Below are 23,650 nucleotides of genomic sequence, written 5' to 3' on the forward strand. Positions count from 1 at the left end.
GTTCGCCGCGGCGCTATCCTCGCATCGGCGGACTTCGGGAGGAGGTGCGCGCAGGGTGGTCGCCACGGAGTTGGTCGCGGGGTCGGTGTTCGCGGGATACGTGATCGAACGGCGGCTGGGTGCTGGCGGGATGGGCACGGTCTACCTGGCCAAGCATCCGGGGCTGGAGATGTCGGTCGCGCTGAAGGTGCTCAAACCGGTGGTGGCCGATTCCGCCGGAACCGCGCAGTTCCGCCGCGAGGCGCAACTGGTGGCGAACCTGCAGCATCCGAATGTCGTCGATATCAAGGACTTCGGCGAAGAGGGCGGCACGCTCTGGATGGCCATGCAGTACGTGCCGGGCGGCGACCTGGTCAGCCTCATCGAGGAGAACCCGTGCGGCATCGACCCCGACCGCGCGGTCCGCATGGTGGCCGCCGTCGCCGACGCCCTGGACTACGCCCACGCCAACCAGGTCGTCCACCGGGACGTGAAGCCCGCCAACATCTTCCGCACCACCGGCACCGGCGGCGCGGACTGGGTCCTGATCGGCGACTTCGGCATCGCCCGCAGCCTCGCCGCGGACGAAACCCTCACCGCCACCGGCCGCTGGGCCTTCTCCCAGCCCTACGCACCCCCGGAACAGCAGGTGGGCCGCCCGGCCGGCCCACGCGCCGACGTCCATGCCCTCGCCGTCACGCTGTATCAGCTGGTGACCGGCGAGCTACCCGGCGAACTACCTGTCCCCGTGAAGGATTCGAGGCTGCCGGGCAAACTCGGGGCGGTGCTGGCCAAGGCCACCGCCTGGAACCCGGCCGAACGCCACGCCAGCTGCGGCGAGCTGGCGGCGTCCGCGGCCCGCGCCCTGCATGCGCGCAGATGGAGAGATCGCTCCGCCGGACATATCGGCAGCCGGGACCGCGTGGCCTCGGTGGCGCGGCGAATCACCGGACGAGGCGACCGGTGACGGCGGCCCCGATAACACCCAATCCCCTTGCCGCACGGTCCCGAACTGACCATCGCTCTCCTCGGTCCAGATCTATACGCCACCGTATATCAGGAGTAGCCTCCGATGTATACGGCACCGTATATATCCGAGGAGGCACTTCGCATGACTTCGATCGACACGCCCACCGCCGTTCAGCTGCATACGATTCCGGCGGAGTCGCGCGCCTATGTCACCTTCGCCGAGCCGTACTACATCGACGTGTTCGCGCTCCCGATCGACGCGGTGGCGCAGGGTTCGCCCGAGCAGTGGGCCCGGGCGCTGTTCGAACAGGCGGCGGGGAAGGGCGGTCAGTTCATCTGGGGAATTCTGCTGACCATGCGGCTGGCGCGGCCCGGCACGCCCGGGCATGTGGCGGGCTGGCGGATCGGGGATCGGGGCCCGGACTGGATTCGGCTCGAGGTCGAGGGGTGGATGTTGGACGGGCAGCTCGTGGTTCGCGCCGGGGAGCGGGAACTGATCATGGTCACCGCCGTCCGCTATCCGTTGCCGATCGGCCGACCGGTGTGGAACGTGCTGTCGCGCGTACACCGAAGGCTGACGCCCGGCCTGCTCGCAAACGGGTTCCGGATCATGACCCGGAACCGGGCGGCCGAGGCCGCAGCCGGTCGCTGAACCGGGGTTCACCGCGCGCCGACCGCGCGGTCAGCGGACGAGCAGGGCCACGGGCAGGCGGGCGAAGAGTTTCTCCAGGCGCGCGCGGCCGGAGAAGGTGTGGCCGGTGAGGCGGTCGGTCCAATGTCCTTGGGGGAGATCGAGAACCGTGTCGGCCCAGCCGCCCGCCTCATCGAGGCGGATGCTGTGCCGGGTGACCGCGACGATCACCTCGGGGGTCTCGCCGGTGCGGCCGCGCGCGTAGGAGATCAGGTGGTGGGCGCGGTCGCCGGAGGCGAAGAGTGGGATGTAGGTGCCGCCGACGAAGCAGTCGGGGCGTTCGCGGCGGAGCCAGAGGGCGTAGGCGGCGATCCACATCTTGACCGCGCCGGAGGGGTCGAGATCGGGTGTGCCGGTGAGGGATTGCAGGAGGAGGGAGCGGTGGGTGAAGTCGACCGGGCGGCGGTTGTCGGGGTCGACGAGGGAGTCCTCCCACAGTTCGCAGCCCTGGTAGATGTCAGGGATGCCGGGGCCGCACAGCTGTAGCAGCTTTTGCGCCAGTGAGTCGGTCCAGGCGTGGGTGGCCAGATCGTTGACGAATTCACCCAATTCGGCCCCGACCGGCCCGTCGAGGACGGTGTCGATCCAGCGGTGCACCGCCGTCTCGAACTCGATATCCGGTTCCTCCCAGGAGGATTGGGTGCCCGCCTCGCGAACGGCCTTCTCCGCGAACTGATGCAGCCGCTCCCGTAGCCCGGGCACGGCCGCGGCCGGACGCCCGTCGGCGGGCCAGACGCCGAACATGTTCTGCAACAGGAACAGTGTGGTCGCGCCGTCGGGCCCGGGCGCGATCTCCTCCCAGGTGCTCACCGACCGCGCCCAGATATCGGGCACCTGCGAGAGCATCCCGATGCGGGCGCGCACATCCTCGCCGCGCTTGGTGTCATGGGTGGACAGCGTGGTCATGGTGGCGGGCCAGCGCGCGGCACGCTCGGCATTGGCGAGATGGAATTCGATGACGGAGCAGCCGAAGCGAGCCGGATCCGAGCCCATCTCCTGCAGTGACACCAGCCGCGCGGCGCGGTAGAACATGGTGTCCTCCACGGCTTTCGCGGTCATCGCCCCGCCCACCTGATGGAAGCGGGTGGCCGCCTCGCCGCCGAGTGACAGCGCGGTCACCAGCACCTGCAGCGGCGCGGTCAGCTCGGCATTGCGCCGGGCCACCTCGGCCACCACCGCGCCGACCATCCCGGCCAGCGGCGCGTAATCGGTGCGGTAGACCGGCATGAACGAGAGCACCTCGATGGTGGCATTGGTGAGCGCCATGGTGTCGAAGGCGTCGGCGCGGGCATCGCGCTTGATCGCGGCCACCAGCCGCCGCACCTCGGGCACCAGCATGGTCTCGGCGACCGCGCGGCGAATTCGGTGCTCCTGCTCGATGAACCAGGCGCGATCGCTGCCGTGCCCGGTGAACTGCCGCGACAGCTCGGTCAGGTGCTTCTCGCCGTCCGGATCGATGAGCACGCCGCCGATATCGGCGAGAGCGTCATACCCGGTGGTGCCGTCGATGGGCAGGGTGGCGTCGAGCGGCTCGCGATTGGAGAGCACCTTCTCGACCAGCAGCAGCCGCTGCGGCCCGATGAGCTGGCGCAGCCGCCGCAGATACTCGCCCGGATCGGTCAGCCCGTCCGGATGATCCACGCGCACACCGTCGATCAGGTCGTGCTCGCACCAGGCGGCCAGTTCGCGATGGGTGGCCTCGAAGACGTCCGGATTCTCCTGCCGGATCGCGGCCAGCCCGCCGACGGTGAAGTAGCGGCGATACCCGCACAGCCCGGACTTCCAGTTGACCAGCCGATAGTGCTGCTTGTCGTGGATGCGCAAAGCGTTCTCGCCGTCGGTGCCCGGCGCGATGGGGAAGCGCATATCGTGCAGCGCCAGCATGGGTTCGATGCCCGAGCGGTCCACGGTGAGCGCCGCGGGATCGTTCTCCCCGGCCAGCACCGGCAGCGCGATGCGCCCGCCCGCGCCGTTGCCCGGCGTCCAGTCGATATCGAACCAGGAGGCGTACTTGGACTCCTTGCCGTTCTGGAGGACGTCCCACCACCACTGGTTCTGCCGCGGATCGGCCACGCCCACATGGTTGGGCACCAGATCCACGATCAAACCCATGCCGCGGCTGCGCACCTCGTCCGACAGCGCCTTGAATCCGGTCGGCCCACCGAGTCCGACCGACACCGAGGCCGGGTCGGTGACGTCGTAGCCGTGGGTGGATCCGCGCGCCGCGGTCATCACGGGCGACAGGTACAGATGCGAAATGCCCAGCTGCTGCAGGTATTCGGCGATACCGCGCGCGTCGGCGAAGGTGAGCGCGTCGGGTCGCAGCTGCAGGCGATAGGTGCTGCGCACGGTCGTCTGCCGGGCAATGGGGCCGGTGTGGTGTTCGGGCGAGCTGGTCATGGCGGTATCGATCATGCCGTACGGCGGAGAGCGAGTAGACAGCGTGCGGGCACTTGCACCGTCGAGGCGGCGGGGCGGACGGTCTCGACGGCCGGGCGACCGGTCGGTGTGGAGCAGTCCAGGGCGACCGACCAGGAGTTGCCGTGCGCGGCATCGGGCAGCGTGAAGTCCAACGGTTCGTCATGTGCGTTGAAACACAGCAGGAACGAGTCGTCGGTGATGCGCTCCCCGCGCGGGCCCGCCTCGCGAATGCCCTCCCCATTGAGGAACACCGCGAGCGAGCGGGCGAAGCTGGTTTTCCAGTCGGCGTCGGTCATCTCGGTGCCGCCGGGCGTGAACCAGGCGATATCGCCGGGGTGCCCGTGATCCGGCGCCGGATCGAAGAAACGGCGGCGGCGGAAGATCGGGTGCGCGGCCCGCAGTGCGACGGTCCGCGAGGTGAATTCGAGCAGATCGGCATTGGTATGCATGAGCGTCCAGTCCATCCACGACAGCGGTGAATCCTGACAGTAGGCATTGTTGTTGCCCTGCTGGGTGCGGCCGAATTCGTCGCCGTGCAGCAGCATGGGCGTGCCCTGGGAGAGCATCAGCGTGGCGAGCAGATTGCGGATCTGGCGGGCGCGCAGGGCGAGGATCTCCGAATCGTCGGTCGGGCCCTCGACACCGCAGTTCCAGGAGCGGTTGTAATTCTCGCCGTCGCGATTGCCCTCGCCATTGGCTTCGTTGTGTTTGTCGTTGTAGGACACCAGATCCGCGAGGGTGAAACCGTCGTGCGCGGTCACGAAATTGATGCTCGCGCAGGGCCGGCGACCGGTGGCCTCGTACAGATCCGAGGAGCCGGTGAGCCGGGAGGCGAACTCGCTCAAGGTCGCCGGTTGCCCGCGCCAGTAATCCCGCACGGTGTCACGGTATTTACCGTTCCATTCGGTCCAGGCGACCGGGAAATTGCCGACCTGATAGCCGCCCTCGCCGACATCCCACGGCTCGGCGATGAGCTTCACCTGGCTCACCACCGGATCCTGCTGCACCATGTCGAAGAACGTGGAAAGCCGGTCCACATCGTGCAATTCGCGGGCCAGGGTGGCGGCCAGGTCGAAACGGAAACCGTCCACGTGCATGTCCAGGACCCAGTAGCGCAGCGAATCCATGATCAGTTGCAGCGCGTGCGGGTGGGCCATGTTGAAGCTGTTGCCGGTGCCGGTGTAATCCATGTAATGCTGCGGATCATCGTCCACCAGACGGTAATACGCGGCATTGTCGATACCGCGGAAGCTCAGGGTCGGTCCGAATTCATTGCCCTCGGCGGTGTGGTTGTAGACCACATCGAGAATGACCTCGATGTCCGCGGCGTGGAACGCGCGCACCATGGCCTTGAATTCGTTGACCTCGGCGGCGGGGGAGGAGCCCGCCGCATAGCCGCGGTGCGGGGCGAAATAGCCGAAACTGTTGTAGCCCCAATAGTTTCGCAGGCCGCGATCGAGCAGGATGCGGTCGTCGAGGAATTGGTGCACGGGCATCAGCTCGATCGCGGTCACGCCGAGCTTCCGCAGATGCTCGATGATCGCGGGATGCGCCATGCCCGAGAAGGTTCCGCGCAATTCCGGCGGCACCTCGGGGTGGGTGAAGGTCATGCCCTTCACGTGCGCCTCGTAGATGACCGTCTCGTGATACGGCCGCCGCGGCGCGCGGTCGTCGGCCCAGTCGAAATACGGGTTGATGACCACCCCGGTCATGGTGTGCCCGAGCGAATTCTGGCCGTAGTTGTAGGGCGCGGAGTCGGTGCCGAAATCGCCCTCGAACGCCTTGCCGTACGGGTCGAGCAGCAGCTTGCTGGGATCGCAGCGCAAGCCCTCGGCCGGATCGAAGCGGCCGTGCACCCGGAATCCGTAGCGCTGGCCCGGCGTGATGCCCGGCAGGTAGGCGTGCCACACATACCCGTCGACCTCATCGAGCGCGATCCGCGTCTCGCGGTGGTCGGCGTCGATCAGGCACAGCTCCACGCGCCGGGCCACCTCGGAGAACACCGAGAAGTTCGTCCCGGCGCCGTCGTAGGTCGCGCCCAGCGGGTAGGCGGTCCCCGGCCACACACCGAGCGCGGTGGTGCCGGGGGTCGCGGGAGCCATGCTGGAGACGATATAGCCCGCCGTCGTCGCGGCCCTATCGACCCGGTTCGCGGTCCGGACCGAGGGGGCGCCGCCAGGTCTGACCGACCAGATCCACGCCGAAGCTGTGATGCGGATTCGACTCGGCGAGCGTGAAACCGGCGCGTTCGTAGATGTGGCGGGCGGCGGTCAGCACGCTGTTGGTCCACAGCACCATCTCGCGGTACCCCGCCTCGGTGGCGAAGCGCAGACACTCGTCCACGAGCGCGCTGCCCACGCCCAGCCCGCGCGCCGACGGTTCGACGAGCAGCAGTCGCAGCCGGGCGGTGGTGTCGTCGTCGCGCATGCAGTACACGCAGCCGACCGGCTCGCCGTCGTATTCGGCGATCCAGGCCCGTTCACGTTGCGGGTCATGGGAATTCATCCAGTCGGCGACGATCTTGGCGACCAGCGCCTCGTACTCACCGTTCCAGCCGTACTCCTCGGCGTAGAGCTCGGCATTGCGCTGGATCACCCAGCCGTGCTCGCCCGGGCGGGGTGCGCGCAGCAGGACGCCGGCCGGATCGGCCTCGGAATCGGTGTCGAGGATTCGCTCGATGGTCCGCATAGCGCCGACGAGTCGGGTGCGCACGCCGGGGGAGTGTGGGACCAGCAGGCCGCCGATCTGCTCCTGGGTCCGCTGATTCAGGACCTCGAACGCGGCGCGCCCGACGTCGGTCAGCTCCACCACCTGGCGTCGGCCGTCGGTGTCGGATCTCCGGCGGGCCACGATCCCGCGCTCCTCGAACCGGGCCAGGATGCGGCTCAGATAGCCCGCGTCCAGATCCAGTTCCAGCCGCAGATCCACCACTTCGGCGGCCCCGAAGTTGGCCAGCTCGAACAGGATTCGGCCCTCGGTGAGGGAGTATTCGGTGCCCACCATCTGGCCCTGCAGGACGCCGATGATGCGGGTATAGCGCCGGTTGAACGCGCGTACGGCGTCGATGTGCCGGGCCTCGACGAGGTCGTCGGCAGTGCTGATCGTCATCTCGGCTCCAATCCTTTGACCGAGTCAAAGAATACTCGGGCGGATTGGTCTCCGCTCGGCTTTCGCCGATGACGACGCGATCGGGTCAGGCGGTGTTGCGGAGTGTGGTGCCCGGTTCCGATCTGTCGTCTCCGACAGCGGGATTCGGCCGGACGGGAGCCGCGGCGGGGAGTGTCAGCGGGGCCAGCGGGCTCGAGATCAGTGGGGCGGGAACGCGCTCGCCCATGGTCTCCCACCAGGTGCGCACGCGGATCGCGAGCGCGTCGTAGAGCCGCAGGTACGGTGCGGCGCTCAGCCCGGCCGCGATCATGACCGCCGCGCCCGCGAGACCGTCCACGAGGTAGTGATTGCCCGTTCCCATCACGACCAGCAGGATCAGGATCGGATAGGCCAAGCCCGCGGCGCGGACCGTGCGATGGCGCGCGTAGCGGAACAGCATGAGTCCGCACCACAGCGCCCAGCCCACGTGCAGGCTGGGCATGGCGGCGAAATCGTTGGTCATGGCTTCCAGGCCGCGCGGTGTGCTGGCGTCACCGGCCCACCAGCCCGCGCTCGAGTACTGGGCCATCACATCGGTGAAGCCGGACGACGAATCCAGCAGGCGCGGTGGCGCGGTCGGGAACGTCAGGAAGCCGATGAGTCCGGCGGCCGTCGCGAGCCCGAGTTGGGTGCGGGCGAGTCGGTAGTCCGGTTTGTGCTCGCGCCACATCCAGATCAGCACCAGCGGGGTGACCAGGTAGTGCAGGGTGGCGTAGATGTAGTCCGCGGGCAGTCCCAGCGAAATGTGCTGGGAGAACAGGTTATTGAGCCACGGCTCCGGATTCAGCCGCGCCCAGCCTTCCCAGCGCAGCAGCGCGTTCCCGTGGGCCATCGCCGGATCCGGTGCGCCGTTGGCGAGCAACCGGCTGCCGTCATAGGCGAAGTAGACCACCACGACGAGCAGGATTTCCCGCAGCCATCCGTGGTCTCGCCGCGAGACCTCCGCTTCGGGCAGCGCCACTGCTGCATCGGGCATGTGCCGACCTCCACCTGCACTGTCGTACGCCGTACGGTACGACGTACGCAATACTACAATGGTCTCGGAACCTGCCCTTATTCCGTCGTCGAGGACCAGACATGAAACACGAACCGGACGTGCGGCCCGCACCGCGCGCCCGCGTCGCCCGCAATACCGTCAGCGAGGACCTCGTCGTCGACGCGGCCCTGCGGCTACTCGACGATCAGGACTTCGAGCAGATATCGATGCGCGCGCTGGCCGCCGAGCTCGGCGTCGGCACGATGACCGTCTACACCTACTTCCGCAGCAAGGACGAGCTACTCCAGGCCGTCCGCAACCGCGTGCTCGGCGGCTTCCATCCGCCGGCCGCCACCGGCTCATGGCACGAGCGCGTCGCCGCCTGCTGCCTGGCGCTCTACGAATGGCTCGTCGAACGTCCCGCGGTGCTGCGCGTCCTGTTCGCCTGCCCGCCGACCGAGGGCGATTTCGCCGCGACCGCGACCACCGCCCTCGAACTCATCCTCTTCGAACTGCGCAGGGCCGGACTCGACCGTCTCGACTCCGCGCGCGGCTACGTGACCCTGCTGCAGTACACCTTCGGCGCGGCCTTGCGTCAGCTCTATGCCAACGACGCCGTCGAGAAGGCCGGTTCTGTGCGGGCACGCCTCGACGCCCTGTCCCCGGAGTCGCACCCGACGATCGTGGATCTGGCTCCGGAGCTGGCTCGGACACACGAAAACAGCACCGAGCAATACGTTTTCGGGCTCGACCTGATCGTGACCGGGCTGCGGGTGAAGGCCGCCGGGTTGTCCGGGGAAATCGAGTAGTCGAATACGCGGGACCGGCAGCCGGTATGCCGCCACCATGAACCTCGGCGCAGCAGCGCGTCTCGGAACGAAGGGGCAGGCTCATGCTCGGAGTGACGGCGAGAGTTCCCATGCATCGGGGTCCGGCGGGGGTCGCGGTCACTCCCGACGGGAGATACGCGTATGTGCCGCATTATGATTCGGCCGATGTGCTGGTGGTCGATCTAATCACCCGGGTGGTGACGCAAACCATCGAGGTGGGGAAGAGTCCCTCCGCGCCCGCCGTCACTCCGGATGGTCGCAAGGCTTACGTGGCCCTCTACCAGCGCCCGGCGATCGCGGTGATCGACATCGCGAGCAACAAAGTCCTGACCGAGATCCAGCTCGCGGGGATTCCGTATGCGGTGGCGGCGGATCCCACGGGCGACCGTGTTTACGCGACCTGCTACCACGCGAACGGCTCGACGATCGTGGCCATCGACACCGTCGGCGATACCGTGGACGGGTCGATCCCCATCGCCTCGAACCAAGCGAACCAAATCGCGGTCAGCCCCGACGGATCGCGGGTGTACGTCACCGACGCGGCGGGCAAGGCGAGCGAGGTCATCGATACGGCTGCCCGCGTGGTCACCGCGAGCCTGATCCTCGGAGCGAGCGCGGTGGCCGTACACCCGGACGGCAGCCGCGCGTATTTCGGCCGGGCCAGCGGTGCGACGACCGCGGTGCTGGTCGTCGACACCGCAACACTTTTCGTCACGGCGGTCGTACCAGTTCCGGCCAGTCCGGTGCACATCGCGGTCAGTCAGGACGGCGCGTACGCGTACGTGGTCTGTTCGAACGGTGAGGCCTTGTCGGTGATCGACACCGCCACCAACTCCGTTGTCGCGTCGATCGCGATCAAGGGCGCGCCGATCGGTGTGGCGGTCGGCCCCGGCCGCACTCCGGCGTATGTCACCAACGCCTATTTCGGCATAGACGACCTCGAATTCGTTTCCGAGGTGGTCACATTGCCGCACCCGGGTCGGGACTATCTGGTCGGCAAGCTCTTCGGCGGCGTCGCCGTGGACGGGGGCGGCTGGATCGTGATCGGCAACCACATATTCAAGGTGCCCCCGCGACCGGGCGATGCGGCCGCGTTCGTCGACGCGATCGCACCGTTCCTCGAGCAGTCGATCGAAAACCCGGAACTCGGTGCGCGACTGCGCGATTCCTTCTAGCGTCCGGCGAGCTCGGCGACGACCGGAGCGAACCGCTCGGCCCAGTCGGCGCCGATGACGAAGTAGGAGAAGCCGATTTCCTCGCGCCGCCGCTGGATCTCGTCGATAGCGGCCGCCGGATCCTCCGGCAGCACGGTCACCGCATCCGCCGCCCGCCACTCCGCCGGATCGGTGCCGGGTCCCGCCATGTGCGCCGCGACCGTATCGCCGATGACCGGAACCGCCAGCGCGAGTTCGACATCCCGGCCGGTGAGATCGGTCTGGGCGCGGAAGTCACGCGCTAGCTTCTCGACTTCCCCGCGCGACTGCGGACCCAGCACGAAGGTCACCGTATCTGCGATCTCCGCCGCCAACGCCCGCGCTTTCGGCCCGTAGACAGCCATCGCCACCGGCGTATGCACCTCGGTCCCGTCGTATTCCCGCAACCGCCTTACGGTCTCTCGGATGTCGTCCAGCCGCTTCCCTGGCGACGGCGCCTCGGGCATCCCATACCCTCGCACCTCCTCCTCGATCCCCGGCCGCCCCGTCCCGATCCCCATCTCGAACCGCCCCTCGGTCAGCCGTGTCAGCGAATGCGCCTCCCAAGCCGTCTGCCACGCCGCCCGAAACGGAGTCGCATAAACCCAACTCCCCACCCGCAGATCGGTAATGGCCGCCACGGTCGCCAACATTGCCGCCGGCGCCGGCTGCGTCATCGGAAAGTCCGGCACCAACAACGTCGAATACCCGCAGTCAGCAACCCTCCGGACCTTCTCCCGCCAAGCCGCCACATCACTCATCAGCGGAGCAACCACCCCGAACCGAAACGCCTTAGTCATCCTGTACTCCTGTCATCCGGTCATCCAGAGGTACCGACGCCACCCGCCCCCAAAACTAATCGGAATGGGAAGCAATCCCCATCCCCCAGGGTTGACCCCACCCATGACACTCACCTCCATCTCCACCCTGCAAGCCCGCCCCGGCAAGGAACCCCAAGTCCGAGCCCAGGCCCTCTCCCTGATCGACCCCTCCCTGTCCGAACCCGGCTGCCTGTCCTACCAGCCCTACCAACACCCCACCGATCCCTCCCGCTGGGTCGTCATCGAATCCTGGTCCACCCGAGCCGCTTTCGAGGCCCACCTGCGCAGCCCCCACCTACAGGAGGCCTTCGAAGCAGGAGCCGAGTTGCTCACCGGTCCACCCCAGGAACAGCTCTTCGAACTTCCCGACGCCCTTGGACCGCAATCGGTGAGGGAAGCAATCGAGGAAGAAGGGGCGCAGGTACTCGACTCTCGGGGCAACTACTACTTGACAAAAAGGGAGACGCGAAGGTTTCCGGCCCTGAGCATCCAGGGTGACAGCCTCCATATCTTGCGAAAGGACTTGGAGGAAGCGGAATCTGAACTATCCGGCGGAAGCGTCGAGGATGCGCTGTTCTCCCTCAGAGAGGTGCTGGAGACAGTCGTCGGTATGGATCTCTCCTACCAGGAAATGATGGAGAACCAGGGCCTGAAACTGCCCTATTTCGACTCCGGAGACACGGGGGCGGATCGTTAGGCGTGCGGGTGGAGGTGGCGGGCGGTCCATTCGGGGGTGAACCAGGTGGGGGCGGTGGACTGGAAGGTGGGGGCGGGCAGGGTGCCGATATTGGCGGGGATGGTGGCGATCAGGTCGATGCCGGTTACGGCGGGGAGGTCGATGCGGTTGCATTCGGAGGCGAGGTCGGGGGTGGTGGGCCAGGAGCCGATTACGAGGCCAGAGCATTCGACGCCTGCGGCCGACAGTGCGCGGGTGGTTAGTTCGGTGTGGTTGAGGGTGCCGAGGCCCGCGGCGGTTACGAGGAGGACGGGGGCGTTCATCTTCTGGGCGAGGTCGAGGAGGGTGAAGTCGCCTATGCGGACGAGGAGGCCGCCTGCGCCTTCTACGAGGACGAGGTCTGCGTCGGCGCAGGATTCGATGCCGGCGACGGTTTCGGACAGGGTCAGCAGGGGTTGGCCGGAGCGGCGGGCGGCGGTGTCGGGGGCCAGGGGGTCGGGGTAGCGGGCCAGTTCGAGGGTGCGGGTGACGCCGCTCAGGCGGGTGATTTCGGCGAGGTCGCCGGGTTCGCCGGGGGCTACGCCGGTTTGGGCGGGCTTGCAGACGGCGACTTCGAGACCGGCCGCGCGGGCGGTTGCGGCCAGCGCGGCGGTGACTATCGTCTTGCCGACGTCGGTGGAGGTGCCGGTGATGAACAGGAGGCGGGTCATGCCGGAACGACCTCTCGGGCGCGGGCTTCGGTGAGGACTTCGCCGAGAATGGTTGCGATGGTGGCGAGTTCGGCTTCGGTGAGGTCGGCTCGGGCGGTGAGGCGGAGGCGGGAGGTGCCTTCGGGGACCGATGGGGGGCGGAAGCAGCCGACGGAGAGGCCGCGGGCGCGGCAGGCCTGGGCGGCGTCGTAGGCGACCTGGGCCTCGCCGAGTACGACCGAGACGACGGCCGAATCCGGTTGGGCGACACCGGCGATGCGGGCGAGATCGGCGGCGCGGTCCAGGACTCGCTGGGCGATTTCGGGTTCGCGACGCAGCAGGTGGAGGGCGGCGCGGGCCGCGCCCACGGCTGCCGGGGCCAGGCCGGTGTCGAAGATGAAGGTGCGGGCCGTGTCGATGAGGTGGGCGCGGACGCGTTCACTGGCCAGCACCACACCGCCTTGGGCGGCAAAGGCTTTCGACAGGGTCGCGGTGATGATCAGGTCCGGTTCCCCGGCCAGCCCGCACTCGTGCACCAGCCCGCGCCCGCCCGCGCCGCGCACACCCAGCCCGTGCGCCTCGTCCACGATCAGCACGGCCCCGTTCGCGCGAGTCACCTTGTGCAGCTCCACGAGTGGTGCGAGATCCCCGTCGGCGCTGAACACCGAATCCGTCAAGACCACTGCACGGTCCTCGTGGCGTTCGGACAGCAATCGATCCACCGCCGCCGGATCGCGATGGGCGGCGATCTCCACCCGCGCCCGCGACAACCGGCAGGCATCGACCAGCGACGCGTGGCTACCGGCATCCGAAACCACCAGCGTCCCACGCCCGGCCAGCGCGGTGACCGCGCCGAGGTTGGCCGCGTACCCGGAGGCGAACACCAATCCGGCCTCCGCGCCGACGAATTCGGCCAGTTCCGCCTCGAGCTGTTCGTGCTCGGCGGTGGTTCCGGTGACCAGGCGCGATCCCGTCGCACCCGCGCCCCAGCGCCGCACCGAGGCGATGGCCCCCTCGATCACCTCGGGGTGGCGCACCAGCCCGAGATAGTCGTTGGAGGCCAGGTCGATGTCGACCGTGTCGGCGGTGCGGGCGCGCAGTTCACGGCGCAGCCCGGCGTCCACGCGCTCCGCGGCGCGTGCGTCGAGCCAGCTCAAGGGATCGGCAGTCACAGCTCGGAAGCATACTTGAACGGCGTTCAGGAGACCATGGGTGTCGGTGAGCGGAGCTATGCTGGCAAGCGTAAGGAGGCTGCGCGATGCCACGATGGGCAATAGTGGTCGAGCAGACGACCGGCTTCGGCGACAGCAAAACCTGGAGTCCGAAGGTTCTGACCGAGGTGGTGGGCACCCGCGAACAAGCCCTCGCGAAGGTCCCCGACCTCGTCTCGAAATTCATTCCCGATCATCCGAAGTTGATCAGCCGCCGCACCATCCTGCGCGACGGCGACACCTTCATGTTGATCGCACGCGGGTGGTCCGACGACTACCACTGCGTCTTCAAAGTCTGGGAAGTCCTGTCTGACAGCGACAATTCAGACAAAGTGCGCGAAAAACGGGCCAACCGCTAGGGAATCCGGCATCCCTTCGGCATCCTCCGATCAGACCGCAGCAGCCGCGAGCATGGCGGTGGTGATCCGATGGACGTCCGCGGAGGTGCTGATGAACGGGGGCATGGCATAGACCAGGTTGCGAAAGGGCCGCAACCACGTCCCCGCGTCGACCGCGGCATGCGTCGCCTTGCGCATGTCCACGGGATGATCGAGCTCGATCACGCCGATGGCGCCGCGAATCCGGACCTCGGCCACACCGGGCAGATCCCGCGCCGGGGCGAGACCGGTCTTCAGCTCGTCCTCGATCCGCCGCACCTCACCCTGCCAGTCACGCGACAGCAACAGCTCGATCGAGGCCACCGCGACCGCGCAGGCGAGGGGATTGCCCATGAAGGTCGGCCCCTGCATGAGTCCGCCGTGCGAGCGGCTGATGGTCTCGGCGATCTCGGCGGTACACAGCGCGGCCGCGAGGGTCATGTAGCCGCCGGTGAGCGCCTTGCCGACGCACATCACGTCCGGCCGCACCCCCGCCTGCTCGGCGGCGAAAAGCGTTCCCGTGCGCCCGAATCCGGTCGCTATCTCGTCGAAGACGAGCAGCACGTCGTGCTCGTCGCAGAGGCGGCGGAGGTCGGCGAGATAGCGTGGGTCGTGGAATCGCATCCCGCCCGCGCCCTGGACGACGGGCTCGACGATGACGGCCGCCAACTCGTGAGCGTGCTCGGCGATCACTCGCTCCAGCTCCGAGACATACTGCGGCTCATAGTCTTCCGGGGGCGCGCTCGCGAAGACCTGCGGCACCAGCACATCGGTCCACAGCGAGTGCATGCCGCCTTCGGGGTCGCACACGCTCATGGGCGTGAAGGTGTCCCCGTGATAGCCCCCGCGCCAGGTCATCAGCCGATGCTTCTCCGGACGGCCCAGCGCCCGCTGATACTGCAGGCACATCTTGACCGCGACCTCCACCGACACCGACCCGGAATCGCAGAGGAAAACCTTGTCCAGCCCCTCGGGCGTCAGCTCCACCAACAGCTGTGAAAGCCGCACGGCCGGCTCGTGGGTGAGCCCGCCGAACATCACGTGACTCATCTTCCGCGACTGCGCCAGCAGCGCCGCGTCCAGCACCGGGTGCTGATACCCGTGCACCGCCGCCCACCACGAACTCATCCCGTCCACCAGCTCCCGGCCATCGGCGAGCGTGAGCCGGGTGCCCGATGCCAAGGCCACGATGAGCGGTTCCGTGCTGGCCGGAAATCCGCCGTAGGGATGCCACACATGCGCCGCGTCGAGTTCGGTGATCGCGTCGGGAGCCAATGCCATGGGAAGTCCTTACGAGGAGCAGGCTTGAACGCTGTTCAAGTTACCAGCTGTCGAGGCGATGACCCGATCGGGGCCGGAGTGACGCTCACAATTTCCTAATGGGTGCGCTGCCATCTTGGGGATATGGATGAGTTGGCGGGGGTGGCGCATGTGCTGCGCCGCACCACGTTCGGGCCTTTCCCGGGGCGGGTGGAGACACTTCGAGGCAAGGGCGCGAGCGGGGTTCTCGATCTGGTGCTGGCCGCGGAGCCGGTGACACCTACTGCGCCTGTGTTCGACGAGGAGGCCGATGCGGCGGCCGACGGGCCCGTGGGCCGCTGGTTGAAGGCCATGTCGGATCCGGCGGCCGGGGTGCACGAGAAGCTGGTGTGGTTCTGGCACGGGCATTTCACCTCCAGCCACGACAAGGTCGACACCTGGGAGCTGATGTGGCGGCAGCACCTGGTGATCCGGCGGCATGCGCTGGGGAACTTCCGGGAGCTGGCGCAGGCGATGACCGTCGACGGGGCGATGCTGCAGTGGCTGGACGGGGCGGGATCGGTTGTGCAGGCGCCCAATGAGAATCATGGGCGGGAGCTCATGGAGTTGTTCACGCTGGGCCGCGGGAACTACACGCAGCAGGATGTGAAGGCCGCGGCTGTGGCGTTGTCGGGGTGGAGCGTCGACGAGTACGGGGCGGTGAGCTTCGACGCGGAATCCGGGAACCAGCGGGCCGTGGAGCTGCTGGGACGGCGGGTGACCACGGTTCGCGACGCGGTGGACGTTCTGTGCGACCGGCCGGAGTGCGCGCGGTTCATCGCCGCGAAACTGCATCGGTACCTCGTCGGCGAGGAGGCCTCGGGGGATCGGCTCAGTGAACTGGCGGACGTATTCACGCAGGCGCGGTTGGAGATTCGACCCCTGGTGGAGGCGATCCTGCGGCATCCGTCGTTCACGTCGGCGGTGTACACGCGGCCCCGGTATCCGGTCGAATGGGTGACGGCGGCGCTGGCGGTTTGCGGGATCGACAATGCGACAACGGCTTTCGAGACAATGACCGCGCTCGGTCAGTCGCCGTTCTACCCGCCGAACGTGGCCGGGTGGCCGCCGGGTAATCGGTGGGTCGCGCCCGGCACCACGGTCGCACGGGCCGCGCTGGCAGTCGGCGCGCCCGCACTGGGCGAGATCGCGGGCGCGAAGGACCCGGTCGAAGCCGTATTCACCCGTGCCTCGATCTATGACCCGACTCCCGAAACCCGCACCGCGGCACGCGATCTCGCCTTCGAGCTGCGCCGCGAACCCGACAAGGCGGCGACGGCCCTGCTGGCGCTCGCCATCACCGCCCCGGAATTCACGCTGGCATGAATCGGAAAGGACAAACCATGGTCTCGGTGAATCGCCGCACCGTCTTGCGGGCCGGGGTCGGTGCGGGCGTGGTGGCCGCGGTCGGCGGGGTCGCCGGGTATCGGCTGCTGGGCGCGTCGGACGCGCCGAAGCGTTGGAGCCCACCCGCGCCGATCAAGGCGGCCGCGCTCGACCAGCGACGCTTGGTCGTCATCGAAATGGCCGGTGGCAGTGACGGATTGTCGATGACCGTGCCCTACGCCGACTCCCGATACCGGGATCTGCGGCGCGGCGCCGCCATCGCGGCCGAACGGGTGCATGCCATCGATGACACCCTCGGCCTGCATCCGGAGCTGGAAAGGCTTGCCGCATCGGGCGTCTCGGTGATTCCCGGCGTCGGCATCGCCAAACCCGACCTCTCCCATTTCGAGATGCTGCATCGCTGGCAGACCGGCGACCCCGAGGGCGCCACCCGACCGGACACCGGATTCCTCGGCCGCCTGTGCGACCACCTCGGCGACCCGGCCACACCCGCGGTCGGGGTGTCGCTGGGGACCGGTTCGTCACGGGCGTTGGCCTGCGAGCGGGTCACCACGCTGTCCGTGGACGCCGGAAACGACGGCCTGTTCCCGGTTTTCGACGACGAGAACGTCCGCGGCGCGTGGCTGGCGGCCCAGCGGGCCATGGCGCATCCGGACCGCGCGGACACGCCCCTGTTCGCCGCCGCCCGCGCGAGCAGCGCCGCCGCCCTGCGCTTCTCGGATATGGCGGCCACCCTCCCGGCCGCCGCCGACGGCTACCCCGACAGCGACCTGGCCATCCAATTGCGTTTGGCCGCAAGGCTGCTCGCCGATGACAATCACGGCCTGCGCATCGTGCACGTCCCCATGGGCGCGGACTTCGACACCCACACCGGACACCCCGCCCGCTACGCGCTGCTCATGCGGGAACTGGACGCCGCCCTCGCCGCCTTCCGCGCCGACCTGGCCGCCCGCGGCATCGCCGACCGCGTCCTCATCGCCGCCTACAGCGAATTCGGCCGCCGCGTACCCGTCAACGACTCCGACGGCCTGGACCACGGCGCGGCCGGAACCGCCCTGCTCCTCGGGCCCACCAGCCCCGGCGTCTACGGAGAGGTCCCGTCCCTGCGCAACCTCGACGCCGACGACAATCTCCGCGCCACCGTCGATATGACCGAGTTCTACGCCACTCTCGCCGAGAGCTGGTTCGGTATCCACGCCGGTGACATTCTGCCCGGCAACCCGCGCCCGCTGCCCGGGGTCGTGGTCGGATGACCGGACCGGATGCTGTAATTGCGCAGGTGAGGGTACTCGTGTGCGAGGACGACAAGAACCTGGGTGACGAGGTCGCCGCCGGGCTGCGAGCGGCGGGGTTCGCCGTGGATCTGGCGCGCGACTACGCCGACGCCGATCTGAAGATCGCCGTCAACACCTACGACTGCCTGGTCGTCGACCGCGGCCTGCCCGACGGCGACGGCCTGGATCTGGTGCGCGCCCAGCGCGAATCCGGGCAGCGCACCCCGGTCGTCATGCTGACCGCCCGTGACGCCCTCGCCGACCGACTCGACGGTTTCGCGAACGGCGCGGACGACTATGTTGTCAAGCCCTTCGCCATGGACGAACTCGCCGCCCGGGTGCGCGCGCTGTGCCGCCGTCAGGAGCTGCCCGCGGCCACCCGCACCGTCGTCGGCACCCTGGTGGTGGATCGTCCGCGCCGCCGCGTGCATCGCGCGGGCACGCTACTCACGTTGACCCCCAAGGAATTCGGCGTCCTGGAACTGCTGGCCGCACGCGCCGGAACCGTGGTGAGCCGCGCCGAACTCATCGAATGCTGCTGGGACGAAATGGCCGAACCGGCCTCCAATGTCGTCGACGTGGTGATCGCCCAATTGCGCCGAAAACTGGGCGACCCGCCGCTCATCGACACCGTGCGGGGCGTCGGCTTCACCATCGCGCCATGAGGCTACGAAGGCTGGGCGGATCCGGCGCGCGGCCCGGCGGCACCGCGGAGGAGCCGGGGCAGGTCGGTGCCGAATCCGAAACGGGCGGGGGAGATCCCAATCGAGGCGTGCGCGGGGTTGTATCCCGCCTGCGCAGGCGGGCGGCGACGCGGCCGACCACGCCCGGCCGGCTGCGGCGGACCCGTTGGCTGCTGACCGCACTCTTCACGGCGCTGACCGCGGTCTGTCTGATCGTGCTCGGCTCGATCGCGGCGGAGATCGACGGGCACTCGCGCGAGAAAGCGCTCGACGCGGAGGTCAATCGGGTGGTGACCGGGCTGGCGCGGGAGGTGTATTGGAATCCCGACGACGGCGCGGTCGATCTCGAAACCGTCCGCACCGACGACGATCTGGCGAGCGGCGCCATCGCGGTCGCCGTCCTGGTCCGGGATCCACAGGGTAGGTGGCAGGAACGGTTCGTGCACAAGCGATCCGAGCTGCCCGCCGCACTGACCGGGATCGCGCAGCAGGTGGCCGACGAGGAGGATACGCAGTGGCACGGCCTCACCGACCGCGACGGGAAGCCCGTGCGTATGGCGGCCGCCCCGGTGTGGGACACCGATTCCTCGGTCGGCGCGGTCATTTTCGCCGGTGGCGATCCCGCACCGGAGGCGAAGGATCATCGCCGCCTGGTGATGGCGCTGTGGGGCGGCGGGCTGGCGCTGGTCGCGCTCGCCGCGCTGGCCGGGCATCTGCTGTCCGGGGTGAGCATGCGCCCGGCGGTGCGGATGCTGGACGAACAGGAGCGCTTCCTGTCCGAGGCCTCGCACGAATTGCGCACGCCGCTCACCACTCTGCGCCTGTATCTCGATGCGGCGCTGCGCGATCCGGCCGACACTCGGCGCGCCATCACCGACGCGCGCTCGCTCACCGATCGGATGGGGCGGATGGTCGCGGGGCTGCTGGCCCGCACCCGCGCCGAAACCGGTATCGGTGAACTGGACAAGCAGCGGCTGCATCTCGATCAACTCGTCGAGGGTGTGGTGGCCGAATGTGGTGGGGAGATCACGCTCACCACGGAACCCACTGCGGTGCACGCGGATCCGGATCTGCTGGCCCTGGCGGTCCGCAATCTCATCGACAACGCGCAGGTGCACGGCCGCCCGCCGATCGAGGTGCGGGTGGCGGCCGGGCAGGTCGTGGTGCGCGATCACGGCTCCGGCCTGGACCCGGCGCTGTCCGACCCCTTCCGGCGCGGCGCGATCGGGACACGCGGGCAGCACGGCATCGGCTTGTCGCTCGTGCGCTGGGTCGCCGAGATCCATTCCGGTTCCGCCACACTGACTTCCGCGCCCGGCGGCGGCACCCTGGCCACCCTGACCCTGCCGGAGGCGCCACCGGACTCGCCGAACGGCGCGTGAAGTTGTCGTGATCTTCATCACATGCGGCGTAGGGTGGCGGCGTGCCCTCCACCCATGTCGAGAAGTTCGTCGGTGCCCCGCGTCCGAATGTCTTCCGGGCGCTCCTGGATCCCCGTTCGGTGCGAACGTGGATGGTCCCCGACGGAATGACCAGCCGCATCCACGAATTCGATCCGCGCGTGGGCGGCCGCTTCCGCATCTCGCTCACCTACGACCTGCCCACCGAGGCCGGTAAGACGACCGCGCACACCGACACCTTCCACGGTGTGTTCGCCCGGGTCGTCCCGGACCGGGAGGTGGTGCAGACCGTCGAATTCGAAACCGAGGACCCGGATCTGAGCGGCGAGATGACCCTCACCTACACCCTGGTCGACGCGCCCGGCGGCACCACCGTCACCGCGCGCCACGAGAATCTGCCGCCGGGACTGTCCCCGACCGATAACGAGGTCGGGTTCCGGATGTCGCTGGCCAAGCTCGCCGAACTCACCGAACACGCCGCCAAGCACTGAGAGTTCAGCCTCGGAGCGCATCCTGTTGAGCGGTGCCGTGCCCGCGCCGACTTCCCCGTCCGCGCCCGCATGACCGGTGCCGTATCAGGAGATGGCCGCCAGGACAAGCCTGGATGAACGGCCGGAAATTCGTACTCTTGATTGGTATGGCGCTGCCGGGTTTTCCGAATCCGTCCGGTGTCGCCGCGTATGACGACCGACTGCGTCGAGAACGCCTGCGCGCGACCCGGCTCGGCGCCGGGTGGGTGCGCTGGCGGCGTACCCGGGTGCTGCTGATGCGGCTGAGCCTGGTTCCCCTCGTCGCGCTGGGCGTTTTTGCCGAATACCTGGGCGTGGACGTGCTGCACGAACAGGAGCGGCTGGCCCAGACCGAGCCCGCGGTGCTGCCCATCGCGGGCCCCTCGGATCCGAAGGCGAACGATACCGCGGTCTTCGATCTGGTCGGGCTCGGCGTCCTCGACGCCAGCAACACCGCGCGGGCGCTGCCGTCGCTGTCGCGGCTCGGCTCGGTGTGGGCGGTGCGCTACGACAACACCGGTATCGACACCAAGGTCATCGCCGACCTGATCGTGAAGGTCACCGAGGCCGCCAAGGTGCCGAACGTGGTGCTGGCCGGGCACAGCATGGGCGGGGTGATCGCCCTCGAGGTCGCCAAACACCTGTACACCGACAGCGCCGAGAAGGTGCAGGCGGTGCTGCTGGACTGCACGCCCGTGGATCTCGAGGCCGTCCGGCCCGAGAGCCGGGATCAGGGTGAGGAGATGCTGCGCTGGATGGGCTGGGTGCCCGGGGCGCGCGAGAGCCGGATCCTGCGGCTCACCGTGGAAATGTATGCGCGCCATGACCGTTTCGTGGGCGGGCCGTACCTGGTCCGCGGCACCGAATTCCGGGAAACCATGCGCGATGTGCTGCGCAACAAGATCCTGAACACCGACGCCGCCAGCAACGGACTGATCGAGGCGCAGTTCAAGGCGATCGTGGCGGGCGGCGCGGTGGACGATCTGCGCGCCCTCGCGAAACCCGTTGCGGGCAAACCGCGTCCGGCCATCGTCTTCATCCGCCCGCACGACCCGTACCACGATCCGATCGTGGATGTGGAGTACTCGCACCAGGTGCTGGTCGATCAGGTCGGCGGGGTGGGCGGGACGCTGCTGGTGGTGACCACGCGGACGACCGGGCACGCCAATCCGATCGAGCGGCCGCAGGAGTACAACACGGTGATCGAGAATCAGGTGGTGCCGTTCGTGCGGGAGTTACAGCGGGAGCACGCGGCGGCCACGGCCCGCTGAATCCCCGATCTATCCCTCAGTGCACGATGTCGTCGGAGGCGGGTCGAATTCCCGAGGGCGGCACCAGATTCCAGCGCTCCAGCTGGGCCCGCACCTGCTCTGCGGCATCGATGTTCAGCGGACCGCTGGTCCACAACGCGTACGGCAGATTCAGGAAACGGCCCTCGCGCACCGCGCGCAGATTCTGGATGCCGGGCTTGCCGCGCAGCAGATCCACCTTCTGCTGGAAGCTCTGCGGTGGATAGTCCACGAACACGATGGCATCCGGATCGGCGGCCGCCACCCGCTCCCACGATACCTGCGACCAGGTGTCGGAGACGTCCTCCAGCGCGTTGCGCGCACCCGCAGCCTCCAGAATCACCTGCGGCGCACCGAATTTACCGCTGGACATGACGGTGTCGGAAGCGCTGTCGAAGACGAAGACGGTGGGCCGCTTATCGGCCTGTGGCGCCGCCTGCAACGCGGACAGCCTGCGATCGAGCTCGCTGGTCACCTGCGTCGCCCGATCCTGATGGCCCGTGATCGCACCCAGCGCGGTGAGATCCGTGCGCAGCGCCGTCCACGGATCCACCACACCCCGCTCACCGTCGGGTCGACGGCAGCTCTCGGTCAGCACATACGGTGCGACCCCGGCCGCCCGCAGCGAATCCGGCGTCAGATTGGCCGACTCCGAATACCCGTAATTCCACCCCGCAACCATCACATCCGGCCGCTGCGCCAGCACCGTCTCCCGCGAAGGATAATCCGGCGCAACGGAATTCAACTTGTCGACGGCGTCGCCATAATGCTTGCGCAAGGTCTCCGCATCCCGCTTCAAACTGGAAACCGCAACCGTCTGCTCCTGCGCCCCCAACGCCAGCACCATCGAGATCAGATTCCCGTCATTGACGAACATCCGCTGCGCGGGCGACGGAAACTTCTGCTCCACACCACAATTCCGCACCGCCAGATTCCCCGACGCCGCCTGCGGCGACCCGCAGGCCGCCAGCCCACCGGCCGCCGCCGCGACCGCGAGCACGGTCCGCATCGTCCGGTTCATCGAAACCTTGCTCAAGAGTGTGCCTTTCGTGCCGTGATCACCAGATGTGTTCCGTCGGAGTGTGGATCCGCCATCCGATGCGCCCGCACCCCGAACACCGCGTCGAGCACCTCGGCGCGTAACGCCGTCACCGGCGGTTCGAGCGGATGAGCCCGGCCTTCGTGAACCACCAGCACCCGATCGCAATACCGATCCGCCAACGCCAGATCATGCAGACTCATCACCACCGTCTGCTCCAATTCCCGAGCCAGCGCCAGCAATTCGAGCTGATGCGTGATGTCCAGATGATTGGTCGGCTCATCCAGCAACAACACCGGCGTCTCCTGCGCCAACGCCCGCGCCAGCAGCACCCGCTGCCGCTCCCCACCGGACAGACGCCCAACCGCGCGCTCCTCGAAGCCCGCGAGATCCACCAGCCGCAGCGCCCGCTCCACGGCCGCGCGTTCCTGCGGTCCGCCCGCACCCCACGGCGGCAGATACGGACTTCGCCCCAACGCCACCAGCTCCCCGACCAGCAAATCCGCGGGCGGCTGCTCATCCTGCCCAACCAAACTCACCAGCCGAGCACGGTCCCGCGCCGAAACCGCATGCAGCGGAACGTCGTCCACCAAAACCTCACCCGCACCCGGCGTGATCAGCCCCGCCAGCGTCCGCAACAGCGTGGTCTTCCCCGCCCCATTGGGCCCCACGATCCCGACGGTCTCTCCCGGCCGCACCTCGAAGTCCACACCGCTCAGCACGCTCCGCCGCCCCGCCACGCAATCCATGCGCCGCACCCGCAGCGATCCGCCGGTGCCCGCCGCGCTTCCCCGCCTCGTGACATGCGCGGTGTCCGACCTTCGGTCGCG

22 protein-coding genes are annotated in these 23,650 nt (G+C 68.4%); 12 read left to right on the top strand and 10 right to left on the bottom strand.

What is annotated here, in order from left to right; translation table 11 throughout:
* Positions 1 to 55 precede the first annotated feature (55 nt).
* On the top strand, positions 56 to 946 hold the full coding sequence (locus ON43_RS12355; RefSeq protein WP_051178322.1) for a serine/threonine-protein kinase: 891 nt from the start codon (positions 56 to 58) through the stop codon (positions 944 to 946).
* A gap of 144 nt (positions 947 to 1,090) precedes the next feature.
* On the top strand, positions 1,091 to 1,600 hold the full coding sequence (locus tag ON43_RS12360) for a hypothetical protein (RefSeq protein ID WP_218003244.1): 510 nt from the start codon (positions 1,091 to 1,093) through the stop codon (positions 1,598 to 1,600).
* A 30-nt stretch (positions 1,601 to 1,630) separates the two neighbouring features.
* On the opposite strand, the gene treY is transcribed toward ON43_RS12360, so the two are convergent.
* The 4 genes from treY to ON43_RS12380 all read right to left on the bottom strand — a co-directional run bounded on the left by treY (position 1,631) and on the right by ON43_RS12380 (position 8,183).
* Entirely contained in the window at positions 1,631 to 4,039 is a 2,409-nt protein-coding gene (gene treY, locus ON43_RS12365; protein WP_051178340.1) for a malto-oligosyltrehalose synthase, read from the bottom strand.
* Between the two features lie 11 nt (positions 4,040 to 4,050).
* Positions 4,051 to 6,162, bottom strand: a complete 2,112-nt coding sequence (gene glgX, locus ON43_RS12370) for a glycogen debranching protein GlgX (protein ID WP_040807016.1) — start codon at positions 6,160 to 6,162, stop codon at positions 4,051 to 4,053.
* Positions 6,163 to 6,196: 34 nt separating this feature from the next.
* Positions 6,197 to 7,168, bottom strand: a complete 972-nt coding sequence (locus ON43_RS12375; RefSeq protein WP_051178323.1) for a bifunctional helix-turn-helix transcriptional regulator/GNAT family N-acetyltransferase — start codon at positions 7,166 to 7,168, stop codon at positions 6,197 to 6,199.
* A gap of 85 nt (positions 7,169 to 7,253) precedes the next feature.
* On the bottom strand, positions 7,254 to 8,183 hold the full coding sequence (locus tag ON43_RS12380; protein WP_083913354.1) for a phosphatase PAP2 family protein: 930 nt from the start codon (positions 8,181 to 8,183) through the stop codon (positions 7,254 to 7,256).
* 101 nt (positions 8,184 to 8,284) lie between these two features.
* Between ON43_RS12380 and ON43_RS12385 the strand changes: the two genes are divergently transcribed.
* Both ON43_RS12385 and ON43_RS12390 read left to right on the top strand, forming a co-directional pair.
* The gene (locus ON43_RS12385) at positions 8,285 to 8,992 is read left to right on the top strand and encodes a TetR/AcrR family transcriptional regulator (protein ID WP_040807018.1); all 708 of its coding nucleotides are present in this window, start codon (positions 8,285 to 8,287) and stop codon (positions 8,990 to 8,992) included.
* 83 nt (positions 8,993 to 9,075) lie between these two features.
* The gene (locus tag ON43_RS12390; protein WP_083913355.1) at positions 9,076 to 10,188 is read left to right on the top strand and encodes a beta-propeller fold lactonase family protein; all 1,113 of its coding nucleotides are present in this window, start codon (positions 9,076 to 9,078) and stop codon (positions 10,186 to 10,188) included.
* On the opposite strand, the gene ON43_RS12395 is transcribed toward ON43_RS12390, so the two are convergent.
* Positions 10,185 to 11,006, bottom strand: a complete 822-nt coding sequence (locus ON43_RS12395; protein WP_040807021.1) for an LLM class flavin-dependent oxidoreductase — start codon at positions 11,004 to 11,006, stop codon at positions 10,185 to 10,187. The genes ON43_RS12390 and ON43_RS12395 overlap by 4 nt on opposite strands.
* Before the next feature lie 103 nt (positions 11,007 to 11,109).
* Here ON43_RS12395 and ON43_RS43340 point away from each other — a divergent pair, with 103 nt between their 5' ends.
* Positions 11,110 to 11,724, top strand: coding sequence for a putative quinol monooxygenase (locus tag ON43_RS43340; protein ID WP_083913362.1), 615 nt, complete (start codon positions 11,110 to 11,112; stop codon positions 11,722 to 11,724).
* Here ON43_RS43340 and bioD read toward each other — a convergent pair.
* Together bioD and ON43_RS12410 are read right to left on the bottom strand one after the other, a co-directional pair.
* Entirely contained in the window at positions 11,721 to 12,413 is a 693-nt protein-coding gene (gene bioD, locus ON43_RS12405; protein ID WP_040807022.1) for a dethiobiotin synthase, read from the bottom strand. The genes ON43_RS43340 and bioD overlap by 4 nt on opposite strands.
* The gene (locus tag ON43_RS12410) at positions 12,410 to 13,564 is read right to left on the bottom strand and encodes an 8-amino-7-oxononanoate synthase (protein WP_040807024.1); all 1,155 of its coding nucleotides are present in this window, start codon (positions 13,562 to 13,564) and stop codon (positions 12,410 to 12,412) included. The genes bioD and ON43_RS12410 overlap by 4 nt, the downstream gene beginning before the upstream one ends.
* A 104-nt stretch (positions 13,565 to 13,668) precedes the next feature.
* On the opposite strand from ON43_RS12410, the gene ON43_RS12415 reads away from it, so the two are divergent.
* Positions 13,669 to 13,962, top strand: coding sequence for a hypothetical protein (locus ON43_RS12415; RefSeq protein ID WP_051178326.1), 294 nt, complete (start codon positions 13,669 to 13,671; stop codon positions 13,960 to 13,962).
* Positions 13,963 to 13,992: 30 nt separating this feature from the next.
* Here ON43_RS12415 and ON43_RS12420 read toward each other — a convergent pair whose 3' ends face one another.
* Positions 13,993 to 15,261, bottom strand: a complete 1,269-nt coding sequence (locus tag ON43_RS12420) for an adenosylmethionine--8-amino-7-oxononanoate transaminase (protein WP_040807025.1) — start codon at positions 15,259 to 15,261, stop codon at positions 13,993 to 13,995.
* Positions 15,262 to 15,384: 123 nt separating this feature from the next.
* Between ON43_RS12420 and ON43_RS42425 the strand changes: the two genes are divergently transcribed.
* The 6 genes from ON43_RS42425 to ON43_RS12450 all read left to right on the top strand — a co-directional run bounded on the left by ON43_RS42425 (position 15,385) and on the right by ON43_RS12450 (position 21,763).
* Positions 15,385 to 16,605 (top strand): DUF1800 domain-containing protein, encoded by a 1,221-nt coding sequence (locus ON43_RS42425; RefSeq protein ID WP_051178327.1) that lies wholly within the window; start codon positions 15,385 to 15,387, stop codon positions 16,603 to 16,605.
* Between the two features lie 17 nt (positions 16,606 to 16,622).
* Positions 16,623 to 17,879, top strand: coding sequence for a DUF1501 domain-containing protein (locus ON43_RS12430; RefSeq protein ID WP_040807027.1), 1,257 nt, complete (start codon positions 16,623 to 16,625; stop codon positions 17,877 to 17,879).
* A gap of 26 nt (positions 17,880 to 17,905) precedes the next feature.
* Complete coding sequence (locus tag ON43_RS12435) at positions 17,906 to 18,565, top strand: response regulator transcription factor (protein ID WP_040807030.1); 660 nt, start codon at positions 17,906 to 17,908, stop codon at positions 18,563 to 18,565.
* Complete coding sequence (locus tag ON43_RS12440; protein ID WP_051178328.1) at positions 18,562 to 19,965, top strand: sensor histidine kinase; 1,404 nt, start codon at positions 18,562 to 18,564, stop codon at positions 19,963 to 19,965. Before ON43_RS12435 ends, ON43_RS12440 begins: the two co-directional genes overlap by 4 nt.
* Before the next feature lie 41 nt (positions 19,966 to 20,006).
* A complete protein-coding gene (locus ON43_RS12445; protein ID WP_040807033.1) occupies positions 20,007 to 20,474 on the top strand; it encodes an SRPBCC family protein in 468 nt (155 codons plus the stop codon).
* Between the two features lie 146 nt (positions 20,475 to 20,620).
* A complete protein-coding gene (locus ON43_RS12450) occupies positions 20,621 to 21,763 on the top strand; it encodes an alpha/beta fold hydrolase (RefSeq protein ID WP_040807035.1) in 1,143 nt (380 codons plus the stop codon).
* A 16-nt stretch (positions 21,764 to 21,779) separates the two neighbouring features.
* On the opposite strand, the gene ON43_RS12455 is transcribed toward ON43_RS12450, so the two are convergent.
* Together ON43_RS12455 and ON43_RS12460 are read right to left on the bottom strand one after the other, a co-directional pair.
* A complete protein-coding gene (locus ON43_RS12455; RefSeq protein ID WP_040807037.1) occupies positions 21,780 to 22,802 on the bottom strand; it encodes an ABC transporter substrate-binding protein in 1,023 nt (340 codons plus the stop codon).
* An 11-nt stretch (positions 22,803 to 22,813) separates the two neighbouring features.
* Positions 22,814 to 23,569 (bottom strand): ABC transporter ATP-binding protein, encoded by a 756-nt coding sequence (locus ON43_RS12460; RefSeq protein ID WP_051178341.1) that lies wholly within the window; start codon positions 23,567 to 23,569, stop codon positions 22,814 to 22,816.
* Positions 23,570 to 23,650 lie beyond the last annotated feature (81 nt).

The sequence above is a fragment of the Nocardia concava NBRC 100430 genome, from assembly GCF_000308815.1.
In the GTDB taxonomy this organism is placed as follows: Bacteria; Actinomycetota; Actinomycetes; order Mycobacteriales; family Mycobacteriaceae; genus Nocardia; species Nocardia concava.

Excerpts from the sequence above, each read along its gene's own strand:
- ON43_RS12360 (WP_218003244.1), top strand. The coding sequence starts at position 1,091 with ATGACTTCGATCGACACGCCCACCGCCGTTCAGCTGCATACGATTCCG.
- treY (WP_051178340.1), bottom strand. The coding sequence starts at position 4,039 with ATGACCAGCTCGCCCGAACACCACACCGGCCCCATTGCCCGGCAGACG.
- glgX (WP_040807016.1), bottom strand. The coding sequence starts at position 6,162 with ATGGCTCCCGCGACCCCCGGCACCACCGCGCTCGGTGTGTGGCCGGGG.
- ON43_RS12375 (WP_051178323.1), bottom strand. The coding sequence starts at position 7,168 with ATGACGATCAGCACTGCCGACGACCTCGTCGAGGCCCGGCACATCGAC.
- ON43_RS12380 (WP_083913354.1), bottom strand. The coding sequence starts at position 8,183 with ATGCCCGATGCAGCAGTGGCGCTGCCCGAAGCGGAGGTCTCGCGGCGA.
- ON43_RS12385 (WP_040807018.1), top strand. The coding sequence starts at position 8,285 with ATGAAACACGAACCGGACGTGCGGCCCGCACCGCGCGCCCGCGTCGCC.
- ON43_RS12390 (WP_083913355.1), top strand. The coding sequence starts at position 9,076 with ATGCTCGGAGTGACGGCGAGAGTTCCCATGCATCGGGGTCCGGCGGGG.
- ON43_RS12395 (WP_040807021.1), bottom strand. The coding sequence starts at position 11,006 with ATGACTAAGGCGTTTCGGTTCGGGGTGGTTGCTCCGCTGATGAGTGAT.
- ON43_RS43340 (WP_083913362.1), top strand. The coding sequence starts at position 11,110 with ATGACACTCACCTCCATCTCCACCCTGCAAGCCCGCCCCGGCAAGGAA.
- bioD (WP_040807022.1), bottom strand. The coding sequence starts at position 12,413 with ATGACCCGCCTCCTGTTCATCACCGGCACCTCCACCGACGTCGGCAAG.
- ON43_RS12420 (WP_040807025.1), bottom strand. The coding sequence starts at position 15,261 with ATGGCATTGGCTCCCGACGCGATCACCGAACTCGACGCGGCGCATGTG.
- ON43_RS42425 (WP_051178327.1), top strand. The coding sequence starts at position 15,385 with ATGGATGAGTTGGCGGGGGTGGCGCATGTGCTGCGCCGCACCACGTTC.
- ON43_RS12430 (WP_040807027.1), top strand. The coding sequence starts at position 16,623 with ATGGTCTCGGTGAATCGCCGCACCGTCTTGCGGGCCGGGGTCGGTGCG.
- ON43_RS12440 (WP_051178328.1), top strand. The coding sequence starts at position 18,562 with ATGAGGCTACGAAGGCTGGGCGGATCCGGCGCGCGGCCCGGCGGCACC.
- ON43_RS12450 (WP_040807035.1), top strand. The coding sequence starts at position 20,621 with ATGGCGCTGCCGGGTTTTCCGAATCCGTCCGGTGTCGCCGCGTATGAC.
- ON43_RS12455 (WP_040807037.1), bottom strand. The coding sequence starts at position 22,802 with ATGAACCGGACGATGCGGACCGTGCTCGCGGTCGCGGCGGCGGCCGGT.
- ON43_RS12460 (WP_051178341.1), bottom strand. The coding sequence starts at position 23,569 with ATGGATTGCGTGGCGGGGCGGCGGAGCGTGCTGAGCGGTGTGGACTTC.